Genomic DNA, 25,345 nt, shown 5'->3' with positions numbered 1-25,345 from the left:
CGCGTTCTCGGCTGCACCAATATCCACTCCTCCGGTATCCGTGCGGCCCGCAGCCTTGCCAGGAACCTGCCTGGACGCGGCTCCCTGATCGAACGACGACTTCCGAAACACGCCGTAATCCCCTCCTGTCGAGTGCTCTCAAGCAGAACTGATCAGTAGGAACGTGCCATCGGTGCTCCCTGCCGAGCCCTCAGACCGCTGCGGACTCCCGCGTGACACTCGCGGCACGGTCCCGACCGAGACCGAAGATCCCGATCGCGACCAGGCCGAGCGAAATGACAAATGCTGCCATCTGGGGTCCTTCTGGCGCTGTCTCGTCAAACAAGGTCAAACCAATCATGACCGGTAAAAAGGCCGAGACCCCGCTGGTCACTGGGAAAGCGATCACTGCGGCCCGGCCCTGTAGGCCTCGCTGCTCCAGGCCCAGAGCAAGAACGGAAAAGGCGATCAGCACATAAGGGGTCGGTGTTGCCAGCAGTCCGGCCAGTTCATGATTGTCCAGATACAGGCCGATCTGGCGAGTCGCCAGAGTCGCAATGGCGTAGCAGACTCCGGCCGACAGTCCGAACAGCAAAGCCGCCTGGGCGATCCGCCCCCCACGCCCCGCCCGGTTCGCCAGCCACGCCCCGACCGCTGTGAACAGCAGCCCACAAGCCAGGAACAACGCCAGATCATGATTGCTTGCTGGCGTGCCGACCTTGGCCCCGCTGCTGAAAGCGAGGGCCAACAGCCCGATTCCCGCGGTGAGGCACGCCATCCCACGCCAACCGACCCGGCTGATCCGCTCTCCCAGGTAGCGCCGGGCCAGCAACGAGAACACCACCATGTCGCCCGCCATGAGCGGAGCAACAAGAGCGACCGGCGCCACCGACAGCGCGAGTACCTCCAACAGGAACGACCCGGCTTCAACAGCGAGCCCAAGCAGCCACAACGGTCGCAACACAAGACGTAACAGCAGGCCAAGCCCCAACCCGCCACCGGGCGGGGCCTGGCGTGCCGCGACAGCCTGGATGAGCGGAGCCGTCCCATACAGTGCCGCCGACACAACAGTGACAGGGACACCGACAACGAGCGCGTCGCTCACATGTCTTCCCGGACGCGGCTGGCAACGGCCTGGATACGGCCGGTCTGGCCGTTACCAGCCATTAGCCAGCTCGACCTGACTGAGTGCGGCACCAAATGCCTGCTCCCAGGCCTCGGGCATCCCGACCACCCGTACCGATGGTGGCTTGATACGGTCCAGCGCGGCGAGTGCCGAACGACGCAGGGACACGGCATCGGCGGAGGTCACGTCCGCGCGGCCCCGGTCGAGCTCAAGCTGCAGGTTGTCGCGGCCGTGGCCGGGGACGACGTCCAGCAACAGGAGGTCACGACCGATGACCCGCGCCTCGCTACAGGTGTCACCCGACGAGGTGACAACAAGATCACTTGCTGCCATCAGCTCGGGGATACGGTCGGTGAAGCCGAAGGGGATGATCTGTGGGTGCGTGTTCGCACGTTCTCGCAGGCGTGCCGCAAGCGAGACGTTGCGTCCAGCTACCACAAGCACCCATATACCGGCCTCGGCAAGTGCCTGAGCGCCCTCGACCAGCGGCCCGAGGCCCCAGGAACCCGACATCAACAGTACGCACCGGGCGTCCGCGGGAATCTCGAGGGCCGCACGGGCCGCCTCCTGTGTCGGTGGGTCATAGAACGGTTGACGGACCGGCGTGGGTACCACCGCGATCCTCGCCTCTGGATGGAAACGCCGGACGAACCGCGCCGCCGTGGTTGAGGTGACCAGATACAGGTCGGTATTTTCATGTACCCACAGTCGGTGGACGCAGACATCTGTGCAGAACACCGTGGTCACCATCCGGGGATATTCGTGCTTGATCCGACTGGCCGCGGCGGCCCCGGTGGCGAAGATTGACAACAGCAGCTCCACTGGTTGGTCCCGCAGTTCCAAGCGGAGTTTGGGTACGAGAAAGCGTGATGAAGTCGCCTCGATCGCCCTCGCCAGGCCGCCGCCTGGACGCATCTGCGAAAAGTGCACAGCATCGTACAGCCCAGGAACGGCCAGCATCCCGCGAAAAACGCCCTCACCCGCCGACCCGGCCCGGCCGCCCATCATGCGCAGGGAGTCCAGCGTGCGAGTGGAGAATCCACGTAGAGCCAGCGAGTGCGCACAGGCCTGGGCCATGACATCGTGGCCCATCCCGAGCGAGCCCGACAGCAAAAGCGCCCGCCGGCCAGGCTGGCCTTCCCGCCCCGTCGGGAAGGCCAGCGGTTCCTCCGTGTGATCGTCCGTCATGCTCTACTCGGAGGAGACCGGGGCGCCAACCCCATCAGTCCGGCGGGCGGATACCGGCTGGTCATTCGTGGGCTGCCGGTCCGCCAGATACCACTCGACATACTGCCTGACACCGTCGGCAAAGCCGGTGATCGGCCGCCAGCCGAGCAGCCTCTCGGCCTTCGCGTTCGATACCGACCGGCCCCGGAAGTCACCCGGACGTGCCGGGACATGTTCGATTTCGACCCCAGGGAAGTGATCCTGGACCGCCTGCGCCATAGCCAGCACGCTGACCCGTTCGTTACCCTCGAGCGCGATCGTCTCATTACGGGCCGCGTCATCCATGGCAAGCACATGCGCATCCGCGAGGTCACGGACGAAGACGTAGTTACGGAACTGCTGCCCATCACCAGCGACGGTAAGCGGCTCCCCCTTGAGCGCCTTCTGCAGGAAGCGAGCCAAGACCAGCTCGTCACGCATGCCCGGACCATACGGGATGCCATAGCGCAGGACCGTGAAGTCCAGGTCGTAGGTCTGCTGATAACTCTGTAGGAGCAGTTCGGCGGCAATCTTGGTTGACGTGTAGACGTGGCCGGCACGGCTCATCGCGAATTCCGCATCCTCGGTCAACGACCGTGGATCATCCAAATCGCCCCCGCTGGCCCCGTACACCCAGACCGTGCTCGCGAACAGCACTCGGCGCACTCCGGTGGCACGAGCGGCCTCGCACACGTTGGCCGTGCCCTCCACATTGAGGCGCACCGTTCGGATCGGATCGGCGAAAGCATGATCAACATTGGACATACCAGCAAGATGGAAAACCATGTCACAGTCAGCAAAAACCGCGGTAAGCGCGGAGAGGTCCAGGACGTCCACAATCCGGTGGTCGGCACGTGGATCGGTCATGTGCGCATTCAGATCCAGCGAGATCACATCGTGGCCGGCGTCCAGGAGCCGGTCCACTACATGGGCTCCGATGAAACCGGAACCGCCAGTGACGATTATACGCATTGGTCATCCGTCCAAGATCGTCAGGTTTGGGGTCGGATCATCTGGTCGGACCTGATCGGAGTGGATCCCCGGTCAGATCGTGACCGTGAGGGTCTCGACGGCGGATGCCAGTGACGCAAGCACATGGTCCACCTCAGCTTCGGTCATGTCCGAATGGACAGGGAGGCACACATGTCTGGCGCACACATCCTGTGCAACTGGATGGTTACCCCGCGCATAAATCTCAAAAACGGGCTGCTGGTGCAGTGGCGCCTCATACACCTCGCCGGACAGCGACACACCGTGACGCTCCTTGAGCTCCTTCTTCAGTCGTGCCCGATCGATGCCCGGACGTGGCAACACGAGGTACTTGTAATAATTACTGCGCCCGCCGGTCGGCACCACAATCGGTTCTAGTCCCTCGATCTGGCCGAGGCCGGCCGCATAGCGAGCGGCTACCGCGTTGCGGCTGTCCAGAAACTCAGGCAACCTACGGGAGTGCACCAGACCGGTGACGGCGTGCAGTTCACTCATCCGCCAGGCGTAGCCCTGCTTGATGTGAACGTTCCCGAGAAATCCAGCCTTTCCCTGGTCCCGGAATATCACCGCCTCATCCCGTACCCGCTCATCAGCAGTAACAATCATCCCGCCCTCACCACTGGTCACGACCTTCGTGGGATAGAACGAAAACGCCCCGGCCACACCGAACGAGCCCGCGTACCGGCCGTTATGGCTAGAACCGTGCGCATGGGCCGCGTCCTCGAGCAGCAGAATGCCGCGTTCGTCACACAGCGACCTGATGTCGTCGACTTCAGGAGTGATCATCCCTCCGATGTGGACCAGGATCACCGCACGTGTGCGTGGCGTGAGCGCGTCAGCTACTGTAGCCGCGCTCAAGGCGAACGTCCCGGCATCCACATCCGCAAAAACCAGATTCGCGCCGGCACGCAGGACCGCGAAGCCGGTCGCCGCAAACGTGTTCGTCGGCACGATGACGTCCGCGTCCGCCACATCCACGGCACGAAGGATGATCTCAAGAGCTGCGGTGCCGCTACTGACCGCTACCGCGAATGGAACATCATGAGCCGCGGCGAACTCGGCTTCGAACTCCTTCGTATGCGCGCCGAGCGTCAACGCTCCGCTAGCCAGGATCTCCGAAGTCAACGACGCAATCTCCGCGCGATCGGCTTCGGGAAAGACGATCCGCGCCGCTGGAACCTGCACCTGCACACCCCCTTCGCTCCGCCCCACCTTGCTGTTCGCAACTGTCGCCGGTCCAGACACGGCGCAGCGCGACGCTACCGGTTCACCTACCTAAAAACCGTCAGGATCATTCTGGCGACGACAACCTCCATGATCACTTTTTGGGACGCCGGCCTGCGGGGCGGCGAACGAGCCGACAATGACCGCCGAGATCCCGATTTGCACCTCCGTCGCGGCTAGCAAACAAGATAGACCATTGTCACCCAAATCCACCCGGACATCGACGGATGAGTCGCCCGAAGGGACGACATAGTTCCACCGCGAACACACGGATGAATCACAACGATGCAACTATCACCCAACACGCCAATAATGGGCGCGTTTGACAACTTCACGACGACCAGTGGACACCTTCGCATCACGACAACTTGGGCATCCAGAGATGAAAAATTGATCATCGTGCCATGACCGAGGAGTGCGTGATCAACGGCTGGCACGACCGGCCGGCGCGAAGAGAAGATCTACCACAATGGTGGCACTTCGATCGACCGACGGCTCAACGCGCCTGTCGGCAGAGGCTCCGGCCTACCTGGTGTCTCACCGCGCAGGAACCGAAGCTGACCATCGTGGCTCTGACAGAGGACCGCAGTCGTGCCCTGGGAACCAAAAAGCCCCGGCGAAGGGTAGACCATCTAGCGTACGGGGGGAACGCAGATCGTGCTACCACTTCGCCGGGACGCAAGGTAAGGATAGCGGCCAATTGAGCACGTCAACAGATGAAGCGGGCTGGGACTTTGGTCCCGACCTCATGATCGATACTTTCTGGAGAGAATCAACTACAGAAAGATGCGATTCATACTCCTGGCAACGACTCCAGGCAAGATGATCATAATCTTGCTGGCGCCTCCATGGATCTCGCTGGACCGCAGCGGAGTACATGCCAACGGACGGATTCCCGAGAGCGGTGCCCGGGAAGGAACAGCAGCGTGACACAAGACAAGATCATAAGAGATCTCGCTGGCGTGGTCGGACTCATCGACAAGGTAGAACCCTTTATCGAGCTTGAGGACACCTCGACCCGCGACGAAGCCGCTCGCGAGATACGCAACGCGGGTGTGCGCTACGCGCGAGTCGTCCACCTCGAAGAGGACATCATCCGCTCATCGATCATCACCTTGGATGACCTCAACAAGATCCGCAATCCGGCCCGGCCGCTGGAAGAGGCGATCGATTCCTTTCTGCCCGAAATCTTCCTGGACTGGCGTGACTTCCTCACCAGCGCCGTCGACGACTCGCTGCGCAATGCGGCGACGGGTGCGACGATCACGGTCGAGGATGAGGGACGACCGCTCGGTGTAATCCCAATCACAACCATCGAGGCGTTCATCCATGCCGACGACACGCGACCACGGTGAGTCTGCCACCGACGGATACTAGCAGTTACAGCTGCTAACAGTTAGAGCGCCCAGGCATGACTTCGTGGAAGGTCACTTCGGATGCCGCGTCGTCATAAAGCAACCAATGGGACGGCTTGCCCCGCGCCGGGCCTACGTTGACCAGCAGACGCCGCGCGCCGCTCGGGTCGACCGGGGTTGGTACCCCCGGTATGACCGGCCGACGATGTGCCACCATGACGCCGGCCGGGCCGTTCGTCTCCCCGAGCGAGGGCAGATCCAGCAGCAGTGTCTGGTGTGAGTGGCCGACCATCAGGATCGGGACGTCGGGCAGCTCGACCAGACGCGGGTAGAAGACCGCGGGCCACCCGGGACGAGCCGGCCCGTCCTCCCAGGAAAACTGGTGGCCGTGCATTGTCATGGCGGCCCCGAGCATCCGAGTTTCGGGCGCGGCAAGCAGGACATCAAGATCGCCAAAAATCTGTTCGGACCGCAGCAGATCACGGATCCGCCACTCCTGGTTGCCCAGGACCAGATCGACGCCGGCCAGCTCACGCCACAGCGCCGGATCCGGTTCCACCACGTCAGTGAGCTCCCAGTGGGTGGCAGCAGTATGGCGGCGCCACGGCACCTTCGCCTCGAGGTAATCGCCGAGGCACACCACCTGGTCGGCCCCGCGCTGCTGCGCATCGCCAAGCACGCGCCGCCATGCTTTGCGCCTGCCGTGCAGGTCCGCCACGACCGCGTATCGCATAGAACCACCATCCACCATCCACCATCCACCGCCCATCGCCACCCCGCCAGATATGTACCCAGCCCGGCTGGTGAGCACAAAACGGAGAACTCGGCCTATTGCCGTGAATTCGGTACAACTGCTTTCTTGGTATCGGTTACCTCGGGTGAGCAGATCAAACGATCGCAGCCATCGGGACCGTCCCGGCCGGCTAGTCAAGCCGACTCCGGTCAAACTGGATTACGACACCGTCCAGCACCGCATATCCGGAATGGCAGAACCTACATGGCAGACAGATCATGAACCTCGAGACTCCCGGATGGTTCCGCAGCGCACTCGAGCAACGGCCCGAGCGGCGCACGACCCAGGTCGACGGATGCCGGATCAGCTACCGGTGCTGGGGGGAGCGAGAGCGCCCGGGAATCATTCTCGTGCACGGAGGGGGTGGGCATGCGGGCTGGTGGGACCACATCGCGCCACTGATTGACAACGAGTACCGAGTTATCGCGATCGATATGTCAGGCCATGGTGACAGCGGACGCCGCGATGAGTACAACCTCACCAGCTGGGCCACTGAGATCGTCAGCGTGGCGCGGGACGCCGGCCTCACCGGCACACCGATCATCATCGGGCACAGCATGGGCGGCTGGGCATCGATCATGGCCGCGGCGAAGTTCCCGGAAAGCATCGGCGGCATCATGATCATCGATGCTCCGGTCGCGGACGTCACCCCAGAGGAACGGGCCGCCCGCGAACGGACCGCATTTGGGCCACTACGCGTATATCCGACCGTAACCGATGCCCTGGCCAGGTTCAGGACGGTGCCAGACCAGCCGAACATGCTGCCCTACGTCGTGAACCACGTGGCACGGACCTCCATGGGCGCGGTCGAAGGCGGCTGGACCTGGAAATTTGATCCGGGCATTTTCCGAGGACGCCGGCCGTCTTCGCAGATCCTCAAAGAGGTGCGCTGCCGGGTCGCGTTGTTTCGAGCCGAGCACGGCCTGATAACGCCGGACATCGGCACCGAGATGTACGAGCTGCTCGGGCGGGTCGCGCCAGTCATCGAAATCCCGCTCGCGGGGCACCATGTCATGCTGGACCAGCCGTTGCTGCTGGTCACCGGCATTCGGACGCTGCTTGCCGACTGGCAACACTCGGTGCCCCAGAGCCGGCCGAAGGCGCAGGCAACCACCGCGTAACAGGCCAGCGAGCATACGATCATGCCTCTTCGCCGGCAGTCGGAGGCCCCAGGGCCCTGGCCGGGCAACCGGTGGTCACCATAACCGATGGCCCGGTGAACGTGGCGCTCGTTATCGGGCTTGCCCGGATGTTCTTGAGCCCTCGGCGCGGTGCGCGGGGATCAGCTCGACTCCGGTGTCCGCCAAGCGCCCGTCCACCTCCGCCGCCGCGCCGAGCCTGGATTTCGTCCCGCCGGCAGACCCGGCGATGAAGGATGCGAGCAGAGCGATCAACAGCATGACGATGGAGAACGCAAAGGTAGCGGCAAGACCATCGGAGAACGGCCCGGAGATCAGGTTCGGAAAAAAGGCGCGGCCGGTTACGTAAGCGCCCGAGTCAGGTAGCGCCGACAGCGTCTGCGGCCCGAGAAGCTGCTCCATCGGATTGTATCCGAGAAAGGCTGAGAACAGAACGCCGATCGGCGGGAGCGTGGAAACAGTCCGCGCAACCGGCACTGGCACACCTTGGTCCACAAGCCCGTTGAACATGGTTGACGGCAGGCTACGCGAAAGCCCGATGACTATCAGCGTGAAGGAAAGCCCGATCGAAAGCACGAAAGCGGCGTTCTGGAAGGTGGCGGCCATACCCGCGCCAACACCTCGGGTGTTCGCCGGCAATCCATTCATCACGTCAGCCCGGTTCGGTGAGGAGAACAGACCGGTGCCCAGGCCATTGATGAGCAGAATCAGCGCGAATATCGGATAGGGGAAGTTCACCGGGATTACCATGAACAACACGAAGCTCACGATGACGATGGCCAGGCCTGCCATCGTGAACATCCGGGCACCGAAGCGGTCGGACAGCACGCCGGCAAGCGGTGCGGCCACCAGAAACCCAACCGTCAACGGAATCAGGTAAATTCCTGCCCATAGCGGAGTCTCGGCGAAACCGTAGCCATGCTGCGGCAGCCAGATTCCCTGTAGCCAGATGAGAAGGACGAACTGAAGACCGCCGCGGCCGAGTGACGCCAGCAGGTTCGCGACATTGCCAGCGGAGAACGACCGGATCCGGAACAGTTCCAGATTGAACAGCGGTTCGGCCACCTTGGACTCGATAACCGCGAAGACGGCCAGCAGGAGTACGCCGCCGATCACCGCGGCCAGCACCCACGGGTTGGTCCAGCCCATAGTGCGCCCACCATAGGGCTGTATGCCATAAGTGATGCCAACGAGCAGCGCGATCAACCCGCCAGCGAACGTCATGTTTCCCCACCAGTCCATGGCCGTACGACGCCGCACACCGTTGTCCCGGAGCTTCGCATACGCCCAGAAGGTACCGAATACTCCAAACGGTACCGACACCAGGAAGACATAGTGCCAGTTGACCGGAGCGAGTAGCCCGCCAAGCAGCAGACCGAGAAAGGTGCCGGCGATGCCCGCGACCACATTGATACCCAATGCTAACCCGCGCTGACGGGCGGGAAAGGCGTCAGTGAGAATAGCCGTGGAGTTTGCGACAAGAAACGCCCCGCCCACACCCTGTACGATCCGCCAGCCGATCAGCCAGAGAGCGGCCGTGGTGCCGTGCATCCAGGTGGCGGCCAGCAGAATCGAAGAAGCGGCGAAGATCGCAAATCCGAGGTTGTACATACGGACGCGACCGTACATGTCCCCAAGCCGTCCAAATGTCACCACCAGCACGGCCGTGACGACGAGGAAGCCCATCATCATCCACAGCAGATAGCTGATGTTGCCAGGGCTCAACGGGTTGATGTCGATCCCGTGGAAGATGTCCGGCAGCGCGATCAGGACGATCGACGCATTGATCGTTGCCATCAGCATGCCGAGCGTGGTGTTGGACAGGGCGATCCATTTGTAATGCGGACCCAGCATAATCGGGTGATTATCCATTGCCGATGGTCGAATAGTTCGCATATTGTCCGAAATCTGCTGGTCCATGCAGCCCGAGTCCCGCACTTCGCCGCCCTCCACGAACGCCACTCGCTTCACTCGAAAACTTGCTTAGTAAGACTAAACAAGTAACACCCAAGTTGGCGAGGCGAGAAGTGTGAGATTGGCCCGGAGCTCCCCAGAAGTGACCCTGGCCGGCAGTTCGGCAAAAAAAATCAGGAATAATGGAGACTAACTGGGCAAAACCATCGGATGTCCCAAAAACACGAAAACGGCGATGGGCTCCCTCGAGACGCTTCGAGGGAGCCCATCTGGACGCACAGTGTGGAATCAGGTACAGCAGCCACCGCCGCAGCAGGCGCCCCCCGACGTGGCAGGCTGCGGCGAAGCCGGTCTGGAAGAGGCCGCCGCTGACCCCGCCCGGGTCACCGCGACCGCAGTGAACACCCTGCCTGTGTCGGTGTGACCACCCGGGCACGGCGTGCTGGCGGCAGCTGTCTCAGTGATCCCGCGTCGCACCTCAAAGCTGGTGTCGCACGTGCGGCAACGGTATTCGTATGCAGGCACACTCCTACTTTACGCCAACGACGCGGCGTCGACGGTCAGCCGAACTGAACTGGCTGGCCGGTCGCCTCCAGGACCGACAGCCAGAGATCGCCGGCGGGGTCAACCTGGCTGCGATGGCTGATAGCCAACGGGATCGGGACGTGCACGAACCTGCGTCGCCACCGGCCGACCACCATCTCGGTACGGCCCGACATCGCCGCGTGCACCGCGGCGTGCGCCAGCCGGATGCAGTACACACTGTCATACGGATTCGCCGGTACGCTGCGGATCACGTAACTCGGATCAATGTATTTCAGATTCAGCTCCATGTCCACCACGCCGAAATATTCCGTCACTCGCCTGTTGAGGAGCGGGCCGACGTCCCGTAGCCTGATATTGCCGGAGGCATCGCTGCCCTGCGATTGCTGCCCCTGTTCCTCTTGGGCGAAAAGCTCCTGCCCGGCGCCCTCCGCGACGACCACGACGGCGTGGCCCCGTTCCTCGACCCGTCGGTGCAGGAAGTTCAGCAGCCCGCCTTCGCCTTCGAAGGCGAAGGGCACCTCGGGGATGAGCACCACGTCCGCATCGCTGTTCGCCAGTGACGCGTAACAGGCGAGAAAGCCCGAATGGCGGCCCATCAGCTTCACCACACCGACGCCGTTGGGTGAGGATGTCGCCTCGACATGCGCCGCCCGTATCGACTCGGCAGCCTTCCCGAAGGCGGTCTGAAAACCGAAGCTCTGGTCGATGTACGGAACATCATTGTCGATGGTCTTCGGCACGCCGACAACAGCGATCTTATCACCTCGCTCGTCCGCGGTACGGGCGATCTCGAGCGCGCCGCGCAGCGAGCCGTCACCGCCGATGACAAACAGGATGGTAATACTCATCCGTTCCAGACAGTCAACAATCTCCTCCGGGTCCTGTTGCCCGCGCGAGGTTCCAAGAATTGTTCCGCCGTTCTCGTTGATAGTACCGACGAGCTCGGGAGTCAGGTCCAGGACGCTGTGGCCGTACCGGGCGATGAACCCCTGATACCCGTTGCGGAAGCCGAAGATCCGAGTCACGCCGTAATGTGAGGTCAATTCGAACACCAGGCCGCGGATAACATCGTTCAAACCTGGGCACAGCCCCCCGCAGGTGACAATTCCGACCCGCGTCTTGGATGGGTCGAAAAAAATCTTCCGCCGGGGCCCGGCCGGCTCAAATCCCGGGAGAGCGTCGATCGGCATATCACGCTGTGCAACCAGGGACAACGTATCGTCAAGGAGTACCCGGTCGTCTTCATCCACATAATGCTGGGTCGTTCGCTTGTCACCGATCAGCGGCGCAAGCGGCGAAGCGATCCGACAGGATCCCAGCGCCCTTACCGAAAGTTCTTGGCCATCAGCCATCAGTAACGCACCCTTGTGACCATCGGCAGCGCGAAGAGAATGACCCCGGATGACCTCGGAGCCTCTCGCTGATCGCGCCATCCCTGACCAACTGGCGGACCGGCTCTGTTACCGACGCGAAACAGAGATTTCCGGGTGGGTGACACCACGATTGTCAAATCTCCTTTCTCGCCCACTCGTGTCAAAGAGTACCGGTCCAGCCACCACCACCGAGGACGAGGCTCGTGCACACGTTTTCGCCGTACGCCAGACGAAACCCATGCTTTACTGGCCGGACACATCACGCCCCCAGGTCAGGCGCACCTGTCGCAGTCGGCGGGCATCGGCTGGCCGACCAGCCGCAGGTCGTCATCGATGTTCATCCCACCGCCGGCTGGCGTGCACGCCAGCCGGATCGCCGTGGCAACGCGGCCCCTACCCGAAAAAAGTGAGATCCATTACGAAGTGCCCGCCAGCAGCCAACCCGCCAGTAGACACAGATCCACCGATGCTCACTCGCCCTGGCCGACCGAGATGGCTGATTCGGGCGCGGACACCGGCAGCCCGCCGGAAATCGCGATCACGCGGTCGGGCGCGGGCAGCCGCTCAGCGATGAGCAACGCGAGGTCGTCGTGCAGGTTCCCGCCGACATGGCCGTGCAGATGAGCCACCAAAGCGTCCAGCACGGTGTCCAGCGTGGCCGCTGCCAGCTCGGAAAAATGATCTTCAAGGCTGAAAAACGTCCGGTTGCTGTCACGGGCCTCGATCAGGCCGTCAGTGAACAACAGCAGCCGATCGCCCAGGCCCCAACTGCTGATGGTTGCCGTGAAGTCCTCCGCGATGCCCAGCGGAGGACTGGGCTCGATGATTGCCAGCGGGCGGGCTGCGTCCCCGGACAGCAGAATCGGCGGCGGATGTCCAGCAGAGATCAGCCGCAGCGTACCGTCTGGTTCGATGTCGACAAGCAGAGCTGTGACGAAATCCTCGGCGCCCGCTTCCCGGGAGACCGCTCGGGCGCAGGCAGCGGCAACCCGCTCGATCTCCGGGTAGTGGACAGCGCCCTCGCGGAAGGCACCCAGAACGACCGTGGTCAACCGGACCGCGGGCAGACCTTTCCCCTTCACGTCCCCAATGATCATTCGTGTGCCACCGGATACCGTCACAACCTCGTAGAGATCCCCACCAACCAGGGTCTCGGCCGTGGCGGACAAATATCGAGCGGCGAACGCGATCCCGTCCACGGCCGCGGGTACCACCGGCAGGAGCGCGCGCTGGGCAACCTCGGCAACGGCACGTGCCCGCCCGAGCTCCCGTTCTCTACGCCGCCGGGTGACCGCGACGTAGATCGCTACGGCGGCCTGGACCGCGACGAGTACACCTGCGGCGACATGCTGCCCGGTATCAAACCACCGATCCCATGCGCCCGACGCCACGGCCGCGGCCACCGCGGCGAACCCGGCGACAACGGTGACCAGCGTCGAACCGGTAGCCGAGGCGAGCAGCGGCACCAGGCCGTAGAAGCCGGTCAGGTCGATCCCGGGGATGACGACATCGGCGGCCACGAGAAGCCCCAGCAGACCCAGCAGGCCTCCATCGGCCGCCACGACCGCACTTCCACATGTCCGCATTGTCCTCATCATGTACACAACCAACGAACGAGGAAACGCTGTTGACCACGATGCGACCACCATTGGAACGCTACGTGTGCCGCAGCCGCAACCGGAACCGGAAGCGGCTGCCAGCCATCATCCACAGGCGGGCGGGGCCGAACGCCACGCCGGTACCGGATGAGTTGTATCGGTATGGCCACGAACGCGGCCAGGGGCTGTCTGGGCGTGGCGAGCCGGACAGACGGCTTCCGAAACACGCCCCTGAGAGCCACCGGCGGCGCCGCCCTATCGCAGCGCGCCGCCGGAGGCCTGTGCGCGAAGTGACAGCGGAACGGTCAAAAATCAACTAAAAAACATATAAGGAACAACATTAACTAACAGCAGTAGACATGAGCACATCAACTATGCACCATCAGGGGCAATATGGACAACGGACGCCCCATTCGGGGCCGATCTCAGGCGGGGACAAAGAAGCTGGCCCCGACCGGTAGACGCCCGCTGGCAGGCATCCGCGGCAGGTCGCGCCACCTGGCTCATCGCGGTCACGCCGCTGGAGCCGGGCCGAGGGCGGCCACCACAGCCGGCTGCGCGCCCACGCCGGGAAACCGCCCCGCCGGGCCGGCCGCCGGCATCCGGTTGGCGGTAGGTCAACGATGGCGGAAGTTTCAGCTGCGGGTGAAGGTCCTGGCGTCCGAACGGAAACGATCGAGTTCATCCGCGCTGATGGTCGGTCGCGATGAGCGCGCCGCCGCCAGAAGATCTTCGGTGGTCACCGGCAGGCGCTCACCCTTGTCGACCGCACGGTGGAACGCGGCTGCCACGGCTCGCTGCACGGTGGATGCAAGATCAGCGGGTGTGAACAGCTCAGTGGCCGCGACAACCGGTTCGACGTCCACCTGCTTGTTGTCGATCCGTTCGAGGAAACGATCGAGCAGAAGACGACGGCCGGGGGCGTCCGGTGGTCCCACCGGAAGGACAAGATCGAAGCGGCCGGGGCGGATGAACGCCGGGTCCAGCGCCGCGATCGAGTTCGTCGCACAGATCAACAGACGCCCTGGGGAACTACGGAACTGTGGGATGGCCTTCAGCAGCTCATTCACCACCGACTGGCTCTCCGGCCCGACGGCTTCCCGGGACTGTGCGATCTCGTCCACCTCGTCGATGAACACCACGACTCGTTCGACCTGCATGAGTTCGGTGATGGCCGTACGCAGCTCGGCGGCGAGGTTGCCGCCGCTGCCGGCCGCGACCAGCCGAGATGGCAGAAGTTCCACGAACGGCCACTCCAGACGTGCCGCTACCGCCCGCGCGAACGACGTCTTCCCGGTACCCGGTGGTCCGAACAGAAGCATGGTCGTCGGTGTGACCACCCCATACGTCTCCGCCAGCTCGTTCTCCTTGATAGGCAGCAGCAGGCGCTGTTCCACCAGTTGCTTGCCTTCGGCCATGCCGGCCAGACTGTGCCATTCCGCCGCTGTGAGCAGGGTGCCGCCCCAGCGCTCCACAGTCGTGACGTCGACCGGCCGCAGTGGCTCGTACTTCTCATAGAGTGTGAGCCCGGTCTTGACGAAGCCCCGGTTCCGGAAGGCGAGTTCCCCGAACTGCCCCGACGCGAGCAAGGTGGTTATACGGCGGTGACCGGCGTGAATCAGCTGGTTCTCCAACGCCTGCAGGAGCGCGGACCCGATACCTCGGTATCGCCACGCAGGCGAGATTGCCAGTGCAAGTACCCGGGCATAGCCTTGTTCGTATTTTCCGACCGCGACGCCGACGAACTGATCGGGTGTGACGGCGACGACAGCGGGAGTGTCCTCGCGCAGCGCGAGAACTGTGTCGGTCAGGTCAAAAGACGGCCCTTCTTCGTCAGATCTGACCTCCTCAAGCAGACGAACCGTAGCGGTGTGATCGGTGGTGTCGTAGGATCGCACATGCCAATTGGTCATGACCGACTCCTTTCACTCGTGTCACTCGTGCGCAAGTACGGGTCAGTTACCTGTCGCGTCGTTTCCACTCGTGTTACCACTCGGGCAGCGGCAAGGAGCCCGCGGCGCAGGCTCGAAAGGAGCAGAATTAACCAGCCGGCGCGGGCTATCCATCCGCGGAGGGGAGCGGTAGATTGCCCGCGCCGGGGTCTCACCCGGGGTTCGCGACCGTTGTCAGCGACCACTCCGGGGAGCTTTTTTCGGCCACGCTGACCTCAGCCACCGGCCAAAGAAATCGGGCCCGTTACTCTTTTCGCGCCGTCGGGGGGCCGGGCCCGCTCAGACCACGGCTGCGGACGCCGCGGGTAACGTCCTGGGCTACGTACCGCGGCTGCCCTGGCCACCCCGCATCGGGCGGAGACCCACGCGGTGTTATGTCCCGGCGATTTTCGGCCGGTTTTTCAGTGACCCCGGGGATGCGGCCAGGGTGGCACCAGCCGAGAGTCGACCAGTTCGTTGCGGAAACAGTTGTCCCGCGTCGGGCATATCGATCGAACATCTGACGGCACCATCGCGTCAGTGCGGTGAGACCTCGGCGGAACATTCCTCGAGGTGCCCTCCCCTGCCCTCGCGGACGGCCGACAGGCGTTGTCGGCGTCCCACGGAGTCCGATCATCAGACGGCGCCCTCGCGCGGGCGGGGGATCGTATGCTCCCGCTCAAGCGGAGCGGCCGACAGCAGGCTCCGGCCCGCTCGGGCGAGTTCGTCCGGTAGCCCGCTCAGCCCGAGCCTGTGCCCGGCCTCAGTGCGAATGACCATCAGATGGGCCAGCAGTGCTCGAGCTTCGTGAATCTCTCCTTCCGGCGCGCCATCCGCGATCAGCCGTGCGAGGGAGGTCATCACATCGCTTTCCGAGGTCACAGCCTCGGCGTATTCGCGTGCGGCGATCCACAACCGAGCCGCGGCATGCTGCCAGTCCGCCATGGCGCAGGCCATCAACGCGGGCGAGGCGGTCCACGGCAACGTCTGTGTGATCACTGTGCTACCCGGGGAGCGGGGGCACTGACCAGCTGACGGCGTAGTGCCCGTCGCTCATCCTCGTCCAGACCACCCCAGACACCGGCGTCCTGACCCGTGTCGAGCGCCCAGTTCAGACACTCACGGATCACCAGACAGCGGCGGCAGACGGCCTTGGCCTCCTCCAGCTGCCGCTGTGCTGGCCCGGTCGTACCGACCGGGAAGAACAGCTCCGGGTCCTCATCCCGGCAGGCGCTGCGCTGACGCCAGACTTCCAAATCCTCCGCGGTCTGCGGCTCCTGCGGCCGGACATGACGCCACATGTATGCGGTGTTCATGTCCTCAAACTGGCCGCGCAACTCGCCAGCCGCGTCCAATACAAGAACTCTTCTGCTCATCCGACACCGTCCCGTGGTCGCGTCGACATGAAGACTAAATCGAGCAGAAGCGTACGACCGGCCCCAGGGAGTGTCTACTCGCAATGTTTCAGAACCAGCGAACAGGGAATATGCCCCAGGACGGGGCCAAGGACTCATGAATAAAGGCTGAGGTACAACGTCCTGCCAGCGACATTCGTTCAAGGCGCCGGGAATCATGCTTTTCAGCGACATCCGGGCGGCAGTTCACAGATCCACACGATCACCGTCCGGATACTCCGCGTGTACCTGAGTCGCGAGCGCCCGGGGCCCGGCCAGGGTCACATACGGTGCCGGCGAATACCGGCCGGGGCGTAATCCGGCGAGAATCAAGACGCCTCGCCGTGGACCGACCAGGAACAACGACTCACCACAGGTGACCTCGGGTCCTTAGACTCCGGAGGGGGGGTTGGCTACGTTCCGACTACATGCCTTGACATGACGGCCAAATGGGAGAAGGTCAGATGCCTCCTCGAAGGGTTACCATCGGTCCGTTGCAGCATGCACGCCAGATCCGCGGCCTGTCTCTGGCGCGGGCAGCGGAAGAGATCCGGAGTCTCGCCGAGGACATCGGTAGACCGTGGGATGCGTTGACCGCACAGCGCCTCTCGGAGTACGAGGGTGGCAAACGCCCGAGCTGGGAACACTGTGATCTACTATCCCGCTATTACTGCACCAATGTCGTCGCGCTGGGCTGGGCGTGCGACTATGCCGGACCCGAGACCGGGACCCTGGCACTCATGTCGAATTCAGTTGACGATGGGGAGGCTCGATGGGCAGACGCCGATCTCGACCTTCTATGGAGACCTGACGGGTTGGCCGTCGGGTTCGAGGAGGTGACCGCCAACATGGAACGGCGGAAGTTTCTCAGCGTGTCCGGCGTGGCGCTGACCTCGGTTGCGCATCACTGGCTCATGACCGATTCAGCCGGCCTTGCCGCGGCGCTTGAGGGAAAGCGTGTGAACGACTCGCTCGTCGCGGGCTTCGAGCGGCGGGTCGACACGCTTCGCAAAATGGATGACGTTCTCGGAGGGGATGACATATACGAGCTTTCCATGGCGGAGCTACGGGTAGCCGTCCGCGTCCTGCGGACCGCTCTGTACGGCCACGCCCACGAGGCACGGCTGTACGCTGTCGCGGCTGAGCTGGCCCGCATCGCAGGCTGGGCAGCCTTCGACAGCGGCTACCACGGGGGTGCCCAGCGCCTGTGGATGGTCGCGCTCCGGGCCGCCGGCGAAGCCGGCCAGCCCGCGCTCGGCGCCAACATCCTGCGCTGCATGGCCGAACAAGCGGCCTGGTATGGCGACCCGAATGACGCCGTCACCATGCTCCGCTCAGCGCAGGCCGGGGCCCGCGCGGCAATGACCGCCACCGAGAAGGCGGCAATCTCCGGCGCGCTGGCTCTCGCGTACGGCCGTGCCGGTGAAAGCACCACAGCCGCCCGGACCGCCGAGGACGCGGTTCATCTCATCAGCCAGTCACAACCAGCGGAAGATCCGCCGCACATCTACTGGTGTGTCCCGTCCTGCATTTCGCTTTTCGCCGGTGAGGCGCTACTCGCCAGCGGTGACGGAGCTGCGGCCATTCCGTATCTGGACAATGCCGCGGACGGGTTGGCCGGTGATTTCCCACGCGCCCGGGTGGAGGCCATGACCAGGTTGGGTGTGGCGCATGTCCAGGCCGGCGATGCCGATGCCGCCATTCAGCTCGGGCATCAGGCCGTTGAACAGGCGGCTCTTCTCGACTCCGGAATGGCCGGACGAGACGTCGCGACACTCTGCCGTGAAATCGAACGTACCGGGTGCCCCGGTGCCGCCGATCTCACGGATCATGCCCGCGTCGCGCTGACCGCCGTCGGCGCGGCCTGACGGCACGGCAACGCTCCATCCGGTCTCCACAACGCCGGACCGCTCCGCGGCGCCAGCACGGGACACCGCACAAGAGGCAGTCGAGGCGGCATCGCCGCACCGACTGCCTCTTGTGTTTTTGTGATTTATGTCCGCTTTGATGCATTCATCAGGCCGTTGATTACGCCAGCCGGGAGTATGACCCTCGCCACATTTCTTCATCTACTCAAGTCCGACTGGAGTCAAATACCCGCAACATCCCACTCGTCGACCCCGAGGGCGGCAAAAATATGATCTTCCAGATTGACTCCGTAAAGCATCCATATAATTACCAAAAGTAACGCCAATTACTTAGCGTTAAATACCTCGAGAACGCCCGACCAATGGCCGCCTATCGTCCAGCCGCCGAAGACAGCGGACGATCGGCGATCAATATGATCGGCCAATATGATCACGATCGCCGCCGATCACCGCAGCGCCTCTCACCGCACTTGATTTCCTGACCATGCTGTCGCGAAACTGATAGCTGGGTCACGTCCACCGGAACAGTCTCGGCAATGCCCGCGGCGTCACCCGGCAGGGGCTGACAGGTATCTGGTACGAACCGGGTATTCAGTCGCCGCCAGGATCGACGGGCGAGGGCACTGTGCCAGACCGGCCTCGACCGATGGCGCATGGGATCCGCGCTGAGGACTTCGGAGCCGGCCCGTACGGACCCCGTCTGGCAGGATCGTGGGATCCACGCGACCACGGGTCCGGTCCACGACCACAAAGTCGGTCACAGAGCGTCTCCACCGTACGACTCGCCGAGTCGATTGATCAACAAAATGTCAAACTGTCGGTGCGCAAGGGCCGGAAACGCGGCTCGGACGTCCGCGACTCTCGCGGTGTCAAAGGTCGCCGCAGGCAGACTCGGAGCGTCGCCGCCCTCCGCCAGTACCACGCCCCAGGGATCAACGATCACGCTGTTGCCGGCCAGCTGTCGACCAGCCTGCCAGCCCGCGGCATTGCAGGCGACGAGAAGAACCTGGTTCTCGACAGCGCGCGCACGGGTCAGGATCTGCCAGTGGTCGAGTCGTTCGTGCGGCCAGGCCGACACGACCACGATGATCTCGGCACCCTGATCGACAAGCAGTCGGAAAAGTTCAGGAAAACGAAGATCGTAACAGGTGGCCAGCCCGACGGTACCGAAAGGCGTACGGCTGGTGATCACGTCCCGCCCCGGCGTGAGTAGTTCCGCCTCCCGCGAGCCGTGGCCGAAAAGGTGAACCTTGCGGTAGGCCTGGAGAAGATCTCCACCGGGCCCGATGAGCACGGTGGTGTTGTGAAGACGCCCGTTCGGGCTCCGCTCGACCATGCTGCCGGCGACCATGTGCCAACGGCGTTCCCGGGCCACGCGCCGGAGCGCGGTGAGAACGGGCCCGTCCAGCGGTTCGGCGTCCTGGGCATACCGATCGAACGAGAAATACCCTGTCATCCACAGCTCGGGCAGCACAACCAGGTCCGCGTCGTCGATGCTACGCAGTTGAGCAAGCACTCGCCGCAACCGATCGTGAGCCCCCTCCGAGTCGGGACATTCAAGTTGGACGCAGACGACGCGAACTCCGGGTTGTGGCACGCTCTGAGCGTGCCACTCCACTCCCGTTCGCGGGGCTGGGGCACGCACCTCGCCGTATCGCTCCCCATCCATCGCCGCGCGATGTGCGGGTACCCCGGCTGGTCAGTCGACACCCCAAGGGCCGGGGTGACCCCCTGCGCCGCCTCGCGATGCGCGCACCCCAAGCCCAATTCTTGATCCACTCTCCTATTGCCAGGCGCTCTAACCTGCCGGAAATTCGCGTTTTTTGACCGCGTAATGCCCGGTGGATGACGATGGGCGTGGCAGTCCACTGACGACAGAGGTCGACGAGCGGTGCGTTGCGGCCTCGCCCGGCGGCTCCTTTGATCGTCCATGGCTTCCTGCCGCGAGAACAAAATCATGATCGTGCAGCTGCTGGCTTACCAGTACCCGCTCGAAGGGAAATTCATGAACAACGCGGTCATCGTCGATGTCGTTCGGAGCGCATCCGGACGAGGCAAGCCGGGCGGCGCTCTGTCCGGAGTGCATCCGGTCGAACTGCTCGCGACCGTGCTCCGATCGTTGATCACACGTAACGACCTTGACCCGGGGCGGGTCGACGATGTCATCGGCGGATGTGTCCAGCAGGTCGGCGAGCAGTCCGCGAACATCACCCGGTATGCCCTGCTATCCGCGGGATTCCCGGAGAGCGTGCCAGCCACGACCGTTGACCGCCAATGCGGATCAAGCCAACAGGCCGCGCACTTCGCCGCGCAGGGCGTGATGGCCGGCGCCTACGACATCGTGATCGCGTGTGGCGTCGAGTCGATGAGCCGCATCCCGATGGGCACGCCGACGATCGGCCAGGACCCACAGGGTCCTGGCGTCCACGCCCGTTATCCTGAAGGCCTGGTCAACCAGGGCGTTTCGGCCGAACTGATCGCCCAGAAATGGAAGTTCGACCGCGAAACCCTCGACGCCTTCGCGGCGGCCTCCCATCAGCGCGCGGCGGCCGCGGCGGTCGCGGGCGCCTTCGACAATGAGATCGTGGCGGTGACAGCCCCCGCGCCGGACGGAACAAGCAGTACGCATCTGGTGGACCAGACCATGCGGGCGAGCACAACAGTCGAGGGCCTCGCCGGTCTCAAGCCATCCTTCGGCACCGAGGAGATGCGGGCGCGGTTCCCCGACGTCGACTGGAAGATAACCCCTGGAAACTCCTCACCACTCACGGACGCGGCATCCGCCGCACTGATCATGAGCGAACAGGCCGCCAACAAGCTCAACCTGCGCCCCCGCGCCCGCTTCCACGCGTTCTCGGTGGTCGGCGACGACCCGTTGCTCATGCTTACCGGTCCCATCCCAGCAACTCAGCAGGTTCTCGCGCGAGCCGGCCTGGCCATCGGCGACCTCGACGCCTACGAGGTCAACGAGGCCTTTGCCCCCGTGCCACTGGCCTGGGCACACGAACTTGCCGCCGACCCGGCAAAACTCAACCCCCGCGGTGGAGCGATCGCCCTTGGGCACGCGCTCGGCGCCTCCGGCACCCGGCTGCTGGGGACGCTGGTCAACTACCTGGAGGCGAACGGCGGCAGGTATGGCCTACAGACCATGTGCGAAGGCGGCGGCATGGCCAACGCAACCATCATCGAACGTCTTTAGAGCGCCCGCGGCAATAGGGGCGCGGCATCCTGCCGCCGGGCAATGCCGTCTGGCTGCCGGCTCCGCCGTGAAGCCGGCAGCCAGTGCCCTGATCCAGCCGTGACAGCGGTATGACCGGGAACAACATGATCAAAAATATCAACAAAATATAGAGAGGTGTCGGACAGGTGAATATCGCAGGTGGCATCGCCCTGATCACAGGAGGAGCTTCCGGCCTCGGGCTCGCGACAGCCCGTCGTCTGGTAAACGCCGGTGCCAGCGTCGTGCTGCTGGATCTGCCCACATCAGGTGGTGAGCAGGTCGCCGCCGACCTTGGCAAGGCCACCTTCGCGCCCGCTGACGTCACCGACTCCGAACAGGTCAGCGCCGCGCTCGATATCGCTACCGGCCTGGGCGAGCTGCGTGTCGTGGTCAACTGCGCCGGGATCGCGCCGCCGGCCCGGATTCTCGGTAAAGGCGGCGTGATGCCGCTGGAGGCGTTCACCCGGATAGTCACGGTCAACCTGATCGGAACCTTCAACGTGATCAGGCTTGCCGCCGAACGCATGGTTCACAACGAGCCCACCGCCGGCGAACGCGGGGTGGTCGTGTGCACCGCGTCGGTCGCCGCGTTCGAAGGCCAGATCGGGCAGGTCGCATACTCCGCGTCCAAGGGCGGTATAGCCAGCATGACTCTGCCGCTCGCCCGCGACCTCGCGGACAAGCAGATCAGGGTGGTCACCATCGCGCCGGGCCTGTTCAAGACCCCGCTGCTCGCCAGCCTTCCGGCGGAGGCACAGGCTTCGCTCGGCCGCCAGGTGCCGCACCCCAACCGCCTCGGCGATCCTGACGAATATGGCGCGCTGGTCGAGCACATCACCGCCAATCAGATGCTCAACGGTGAGGTCATTCGACTCGACGGCGCCATCCGAATGGCCCCCCGCTGACCATATGACCGATGGGTGAGATCCGCTCCACGACGGGGGCGGTCGCACCTTCCCCGCCTACAAGGAGATGTCGGATACCACGGCCGCATACGGGAGAAACCCGGTACTGGGCTGGGCAGCTCCGTGTACGCGGTCGGGACGATCCCGCGTGCCAGCAGCTGTAGGTACGCGGGAGCATCCGCGAGAGTGAACACCGGCGTAGCACAGACACTGGCGTCCGCGAACATCGCGGAAGCTTCCTCCACGCCGCTCACGGACTCCGCCGCACCGATTACAGACCGAGATCCCGGCCAATGATCTCCTTCATGATTTCATTGGTCCCACCGTAAATCATCTGGACACGAGAATCGACGAAGGCCCTGCCAACCGGATATTCGCGCATATAGCCATACCCTCCGTACAGCTGCAGGCAGCGGTCGGACACCCGACACTGAAGTTCGGTGACCCAGTACTTGGCCTTGGCCGCGCGCACGGCGCTGAGTTCGCCACGCAGATGCTCAACCAGACAATCGAGGATGAACGTGCGGGCGATATCGATCTCGGTCGCCAGCTCCGCCAGAACGAACCTGCTGTGTTGGAATGATCCGATCGGCTGGCCAAAGGCGGTGCGCTCCTTCGCGTACGCCAGAGTCTGCGTGAGCAGACCCTCAATCATGCCGAGGCCGGCGATCGCTATGGACAGCCGCTCCTGTGGCAGGTTGCGGACCAACGCGTAAAACCCGCTGTTTTCCTCTCCGAGGAGGTTGGCAACCGGCACCCGGACGTCGGTAAAGGACAGCTCGCTGGTGTCCTGCGCATGCAGCCCGATCTTCTCCAGATTGCGGCCCCGTTCGAAACCCGGCATCCCGCGCTCGAGAACGAGCAGGGACAGCCCACGGTGTGGGTCATCCGCGGTGCGCACCGCGGTGATCACAAGGTCGGCATGCTGCCCGGAGGAGATAAAGGTTTTTGCGCCGTTGACGACGTAGACATCCCCGTGACGGACCGCGCGGGTCCGGATAGCAGCCAGATCGCTGCCTGTGCCTGGTTCGGTCATGGCCACCGCGAGGACGGTCTCACCCGAGACTGTACCGGCAAGCCAACGCGCCTTCTGCTCGTCGGTGGCGAGACCGAGCAGATAGGGCAGGACAATGTCATTCTGCAGTGTCAGGCTAAGACCCGCCGACGTGGCCAGCGCGCGACCGAACTCTTCCCCGACGATCGCGTTGAACCGGAAGTCCTCGATGCCGGGCCCGCCGTACTTCTCATCGACACCGAATCCGAGCAGGCCCCACGCGCCAGCGTCGGTGAACAACGCACGATCGACGATGCCTGCCCGCTCCCACGCATCGTAGTTCGGCAGCACACACCGCGCGACAAAGTTCCGCACCAGTTCGCGGAAGAGTTCATGCTCGCTGTCATACACGCGTGCCAACAGTGACGACGGCAACTGGTCCGCATTCACCATCGAGCACTACCTCCCCAGTCCAGTCCACATATAGATGATCATCGATGCGAAACAGTCCAACGCCTTCTCAGGGCAGCAGCTTACGCAGCAGTTCGACGGAAGCGACCCGCTCCGCATGGGTGGCGGCCAACGGGGTCACATTCAGTGTCGTCACCCCGGCCGCGACCAGCGAATCCAACCGATCCCGCAGGTGCCCCTCGGAGCCGATAAGGGATATGGCCCGCAGGAGTTCCGCCGGGACCGCAGCCGCGGCTTCCTTCTTTCTGCCGTCGAGGTAGAGATCCTGGATCAGCGCGGCCTCGCGCTCGTAACCATAGCGGCAGGCGAGATCATTGTAGAAGTTCCTGCCTCGAGCACCCATGCCCCCGATATAGAGGGCAAGCGTCGGACGATAAAAATCAATAAGATGATTGACATCATCACCGATCGCCATCGGCGTGGCGACCACAATATCAAGGTTGCCAAGAGCGGGGTCCCGCCTGGATCGGCCATCCGCCAGGGAGGCCCCCCAGACATCGGCCGCTTTCTCCGGATGGAAGAAGATCGGCTCCCATCCCTCGGCGAGCTCCGCGGCCAACGCGACGTTCTTCGGCCCAAGCGCCGCGAGAATGATCGGGATCCGGTCACGCACCGGCTTGTTTATTATTTTCAACGGCTTCCCGAGGCCGGTTCCCTGGTCGGCGGGCAACGGAATCTGGTAGTAGCGGCCGCTATGCACCACCCGTTCACGGCGCCACACCTGTCGGCAGATCTCCACGACCTCCCGGGTGCGGCCGAGCGGCGCGTCGTAACGGACGCCGTGAAAGCCCTCGATGACCTGCGGGCCGGACGCGCCGATTCCGAGCGTGAAACGACCATCGGACACGTAGTCAAGGCCGGCTGCCGTCATCGCCGTCAACGAGGGAGTGCGACTGTAGACAGGCAGGATACCTGACGCGATCTCGACGCGATCGGTGCGCGCCGCGATGAAGCCCAACTGGCTCACCGCGTCAAAGGAGTACGCCTCCGCCACAAAGACGATGTCCACTCCGGCGGCCTCGAAATCACGCAGGCCGGCGACTGTCTCCCTGAAGTCGCCGCTGTAGTCCAACGGCATACCGATCCGCACTGAGGCCTCCTCGTCGACGCCGTTCCAACCGATGGCCAGAAAAGTAGGCGGCCATGGTTCTCCGCACACACTCAAAGGCCCCAGCGGTCACTTGGTCCTGGATCAAAACGTCCAAGCACCACGTGGCCCGACCGATAGTCGGGACCTGATCGTTGTACGCCAACCGATGGTCGCGGCGCAACACAACCGCAATAAGAGCGCCCGGCAATAGGGGCGTGGATCAAGGAGC

The 25,345-nt window shown here is 63.8% G+C and carries 20 protein-coding genes; 5 read left to right on the top strand and 15 right to left on the bottom strand.

Features of this window, described 5'->3' with window-relative positions; translation table 11 throughout:
* Nucleotides 1-190 precede the first annotated feature (190 nt).
* From MJ797_RS00245 to MJ797_RS00230, 4 genes are all read right to left on the bottom strand, one after another.
* Complete coding sequence (locus MJ797_RS00245) at nucleotides 191-1,084, bottom strand: hypothetical protein (RefSeq protein WP_239328908.1); 894 nt, start codon at nucleotides 1,082-1,084, stop codon at nucleotides 191-193.
* A 51-nt stretch (nucleotides 1,085-1,135) separates the two neighbouring features.
* Complete coding sequence (locus MJ797_RS00240) at nucleotides 1,136-2,293, bottom strand: glycosyl hydrolase (RefSeq protein WP_239328906.1); 1,158 nt, start codon at nucleotides 2,291-2,293, stop codon at nucleotides 1,136-1,138.
* A gap of 3 nt (nucleotides 2,294-2,296) precedes the next feature.
* A complete protein-coding gene (locus tag MJ797_RS00235) occupies nucleotides 2,297-3,283 on the bottom strand; it encodes an NAD(P)-dependent oxidoreductase (protein ID WP_239328904.1) in 987 nt (328 codons plus the stop codon).
* Between the two features lie 72 nt (nucleotides 3,284-3,355).
* On the bottom strand, nucleotides 3,356-4,486 hold the full coding sequence (locus MJ797_RS00230) for a DegT/DnrJ/EryC1/StrS aminotransferase family protein (protein WP_239328878.1): 1,131 nt from the start codon (nucleotides 4,484-4,486) through the stop codon (nucleotides 3,356-3,358).
* Nucleotides 4,487-5,451: 965 nt separating this feature from the next.
* On the opposite strand from MJ797_RS00230, the gene MJ797_RS00225 reads away from it, so the two are divergent.
* Nucleotides 5,452-5,880 (top strand): hypothetical protein, encoded by a 429-nt coding sequence (locus MJ797_RS00225; RefSeq protein WP_239328852.1) that lies wholly within the window; start codon nucleotides 5,452-5,454, stop codon nucleotides 5,878-5,880.
* Nucleotides 5,881-5,914: 34 nt separating this feature from the next.
* Here the strand turns inward: MJ797_RS00225 and MJ797_RS00220 are convergent, their stop codons facing one another.
* Nucleotides 5,915-6,613, bottom strand: a complete 699-nt coding sequence (locus tag MJ797_RS00220; RefSeq protein WP_239328850.1) for a metallophosphoesterase — start codon at nucleotides 6,611-6,613, stop codon at nucleotides 5,915-5,917.
* A 278-nt stretch (nucleotides 6,614-6,891) separates the two neighbouring features.
* Between MJ797_RS00220 and MJ797_RS00215 the strand changes: the two genes are divergently transcribed.
* Nucleotides 6,892-7,794 carry an alpha/beta fold hydrolase gene (locus MJ797_RS00215; RefSeq protein WP_239328825.1) on the top strand — a complete coding sequence of 301 codons (903 nt, stop codon included), beginning with the start codon at nucleotides 6,892-6,894 and terminating at the stop codon, nucleotides 7,792-7,794.
* A gap of 111 nt (nucleotides 7,795-7,905) precedes the next feature.
* Here MJ797_RS00215 and MJ797_RS00210 read toward each other — a convergent pair whose 3' ends face one another.
* The 7 genes from MJ797_RS00210 to MJ797_RS00180 all read right to left on the bottom strand — a co-directional run bounded on the left by MJ797_RS00210 (nucleotide 7,906) and on the right by MJ797_RS00180 (nucleotide 16,475).
* The gene (locus MJ797_RS00210; protein ID WP_374581097.1) at nucleotides 7,906-9,708 is read right to left on the bottom strand and encodes an MFS transporter; all 1,803 of its coding nucleotides are present in this window, start codon (nucleotides 9,706-9,708) and stop codon (nucleotides 7,906-7,908) included.
* Nucleotides 9,709-10,014: 306 nt separating this feature from the next.
* Nucleotides 10,015-10,251, bottom strand: a complete 237-nt coding sequence (locus MJ797_RS00205; RefSeq protein WP_239328816.1) for a zinc ribbon domain-containing protein — start codon at nucleotides 10,249-10,251, stop codon at nucleotides 10,015-10,017.
* A gap of 35 nt (nucleotides 10,252-10,286) precedes the next feature.
* Nucleotides 10,287-11,624: an ATP-dependent 6-phosphofructokinase gene (locus tag MJ797_RS00200; protein WP_239328800.1), complete on the bottom strand. Its 1,338-nt coding sequence runs from the start codon at nucleotides 11,622-11,624 to the stop codon at nucleotides 10,287-10,289.
* A 491-nt stretch (nucleotides 11,625-12,115) separates the two neighbouring features.
* Nucleotides 12,116-13,207, bottom strand: coding sequence for a PP2C family protein-serine/threonine phosphatase (locus tag MJ797_RS00195; RefSeq protein WP_239328790.1), 1,092 nt, complete (start codon nucleotides 13,205-13,207; stop codon nucleotides 12,116-12,118).
* A gap of 671 nt (nucleotides 13,208-13,878) precedes the next feature.
* Nucleotides 13,879-15,156, bottom strand: coding sequence for a GNAT family N-acetyltransferase (locus MJ797_RS00190; protein ID WP_239328760.1), 1,278 nt, complete (start codon nucleotides 15,154-15,156; stop codon nucleotides 13,879-13,881).
* Nucleotides 15,157-15,810: 654 nt separating this feature from the next.
* Nucleotides 15,811-16,173: a hypothetical protein gene (locus MJ797_RS00185; RefSeq protein WP_239328757.1), complete on the bottom strand. Its 363-nt coding sequence runs from the start codon at nucleotides 16,171-16,173 to the stop codon at nucleotides 15,811-15,813.
* A complete protein-coding gene (locus MJ797_RS00180; RefSeq protein ID WP_239307878.1) occupies nucleotides 16,170-16,475 on the bottom strand; it encodes a WhiB family transcriptional regulator in 306 nt (101 codons plus the stop codon). Before MJ797_RS00180 ends, MJ797_RS00185 begins: the two co-directional genes overlap by 4 nt.
* Before the next feature lie 557 nt (nucleotides 16,476-17,032).
* On the opposite strand from MJ797_RS00180, the gene MJ797_RS00175 reads away from it, so the two are divergent.
* Nucleotides 17,033-18,436 carry an XRE family transcriptional regulator gene (locus MJ797_RS00175; protein ID WP_239328755.1) on the top strand — a complete coding sequence of 468 codons (1,404 nt, stop codon included), beginning with the start codon at nucleotides 17,033-17,035 and terminating at the stop codon, nucleotides 18,434-18,436.
* A 757-nt stretch (nucleotides 18,437-19,193) separates the two neighbouring features.
* On the opposite strand, the gene MJ797_RS00170 is transcribed toward MJ797_RS00175, so the two are convergent.
* Nucleotides 19,194-20,033: a carbon-nitrogen family hydrolase gene (locus MJ797_RS00170; RefSeq protein ID WP_255738048.1), complete on the bottom strand. Its 840-nt coding sequence runs from the start codon at nucleotides 20,031-20,033 to the stop codon at nucleotides 19,194-19,196.
* Between the two features lie 408 nt (nucleotides 20,034-20,441).
* Here MJ797_RS00170 and MJ797_RS00165 point away from each other — a divergent pair, with 408 nt between their 5' ends.
* Complete coding sequence (locus tag MJ797_RS00165) at nucleotides 20,442-21,635, top strand: acetyl-CoA C-acyltransferase (RefSeq protein WP_239330169.1); 1,194 nt, start codon at nucleotides 20,442-20,444, stop codon at nucleotides 21,633-21,635.
* Between the two features lie 167 nt (nucleotides 21,636-21,802).
* On the top strand, nucleotides 21,803-22,561 hold the full coding sequence (locus MJ797_RS00160; protein WP_239328722.1) for a 3-hydroxyacyl-CoA dehydrogenase: 759 nt from the start codon (nucleotides 21,803-21,805) through the stop codon (nucleotides 22,559-22,561).
* Nucleotides 22,562-22,832: 271 nt separating this feature from the next.
* On the opposite strand, the gene MJ797_RS00155 is transcribed toward MJ797_RS00160, so the two are convergent.
* Both MJ797_RS00155 and MJ797_RS00150 read right to left on the bottom strand, forming a co-directional pair.
* Nucleotides 22,833-24,008, bottom strand: a complete 1,176-nt coding sequence (locus MJ797_RS00155; RefSeq protein WP_305039648.1) for an acyl-CoA dehydrogenase family protein — start codon at nucleotides 24,006-24,008, stop codon at nucleotides 22,833-22,835.
* Nucleotides 24,009-24,075: 67 nt separating this feature from the next.
* Nucleotides 24,076-25,116 carry an LLM class F420-dependent oxidoreductase gene (locus MJ797_RS00150; protein WP_239328696.1) on the bottom strand — a complete coding sequence of 347 codons (1,041 nt, stop codon included), beginning with the start codon at nucleotides 25,114-25,116 and terminating at the stop codon, nucleotides 24,076-24,078.
* Between the last annotated feature and the right edge of the window lie 229 nt (nucleotides 25,117-25,345).

Origin of the sequence: Protofrankia sp. CiP3 (assembly GCF_917627345.1) — a bacterium.
Lineage (GTDB): Bacteria > Actinomycetota > Actinomycetes > Frankiales > Frankiaceae > Protofrankia.
The sequence above is the reverse complement of the archived record's forward strand: the minus strand, read 5'-3'. Positions and strand labels throughout refer to the sequence as shown.

What these genes read in the sequence shown, in the direction of transcription:
- MJ797_RS00175 (WP_239328755.1), top strand. Translation starts at nt 17,033, where the DNA reads ATGCCTCCTCGAAGGGTTACCATCGGTCCGTTGCAGCATGCACGCCAG.
- MJ797_RS00240 (WP_239328906.1), bottom strand. Translation starts at nt 2,293, where the DNA reads ATGACGGACGATCACACGGAGGAACCGCTGGCCTTCCCGACGGGGCGG.
- MJ797_RS00210 (WP_374581097.1), bottom strand. Translation starts at nt 9,708, where the DNA reads ATGCGAACTATTCGACCATCGGCAATGGATAATCACCCGATTATGCTG.
- MJ797_RS00190 (WP_239328760.1), bottom strand. Translation starts at nt 15,156, where the DNA reads ATGACCAATTGGCATGTGCGATCCTACGACACCACCGATCACACCGCT.
- MJ797_RS00165 (WP_239330169.1), top strand. Translation starts at nt 20,442, where the DNA reads ATGAACAACGCGGTCATCGTCGATGTCGTTCGGAGCGCATCCGGACGA.
- MJ797_RS00155 (WP_305039648.1), bottom strand. Translation starts at nt 24,008, where the DNA reads ATGGTGAATGCGGACCAGTTGCCGTCGTCACTGTTGGCACGCGTGTAT.
- MJ797_RS00200 (WP_239328800.1), bottom strand. Translation starts at nt 11,624, where the DNA reads ATGGCTGATGGCCAAGAACTTTCGGTAAGGGCGCTGGGATCCTGTCGG.
- MJ797_RS00180 (WP_239307878.1), bottom strand. Translation starts at nt 16,475, where the DNA reads ATGTGGCGTCATGTCCGGCCGCAGGAGCCGCAGACCGCGGAGGATTTG.
- MJ797_RS00235 (WP_239328904.1), bottom strand. Translation starts at nt 3,283, where the DNA reads ATGCGTATAATCGTCACTGGCGGTTCCGGTTTCATCGGAGCCCATGTA.
- MJ797_RS00215 (WP_239328825.1), top strand. Translation starts at nt 6,892, where the DNA reads ATGAACCTCGAGACTCCCGGATGGTTCCGCAGCGCACTCGAGCAACGG.
- MJ797_RS00220 (WP_239328850.1), bottom strand. Translation starts at nt 6,613, where the DNA reads ATGCGATACGCGGTCGTGGCGGACCTGCACGGCAGGCGCAAAGCATGG.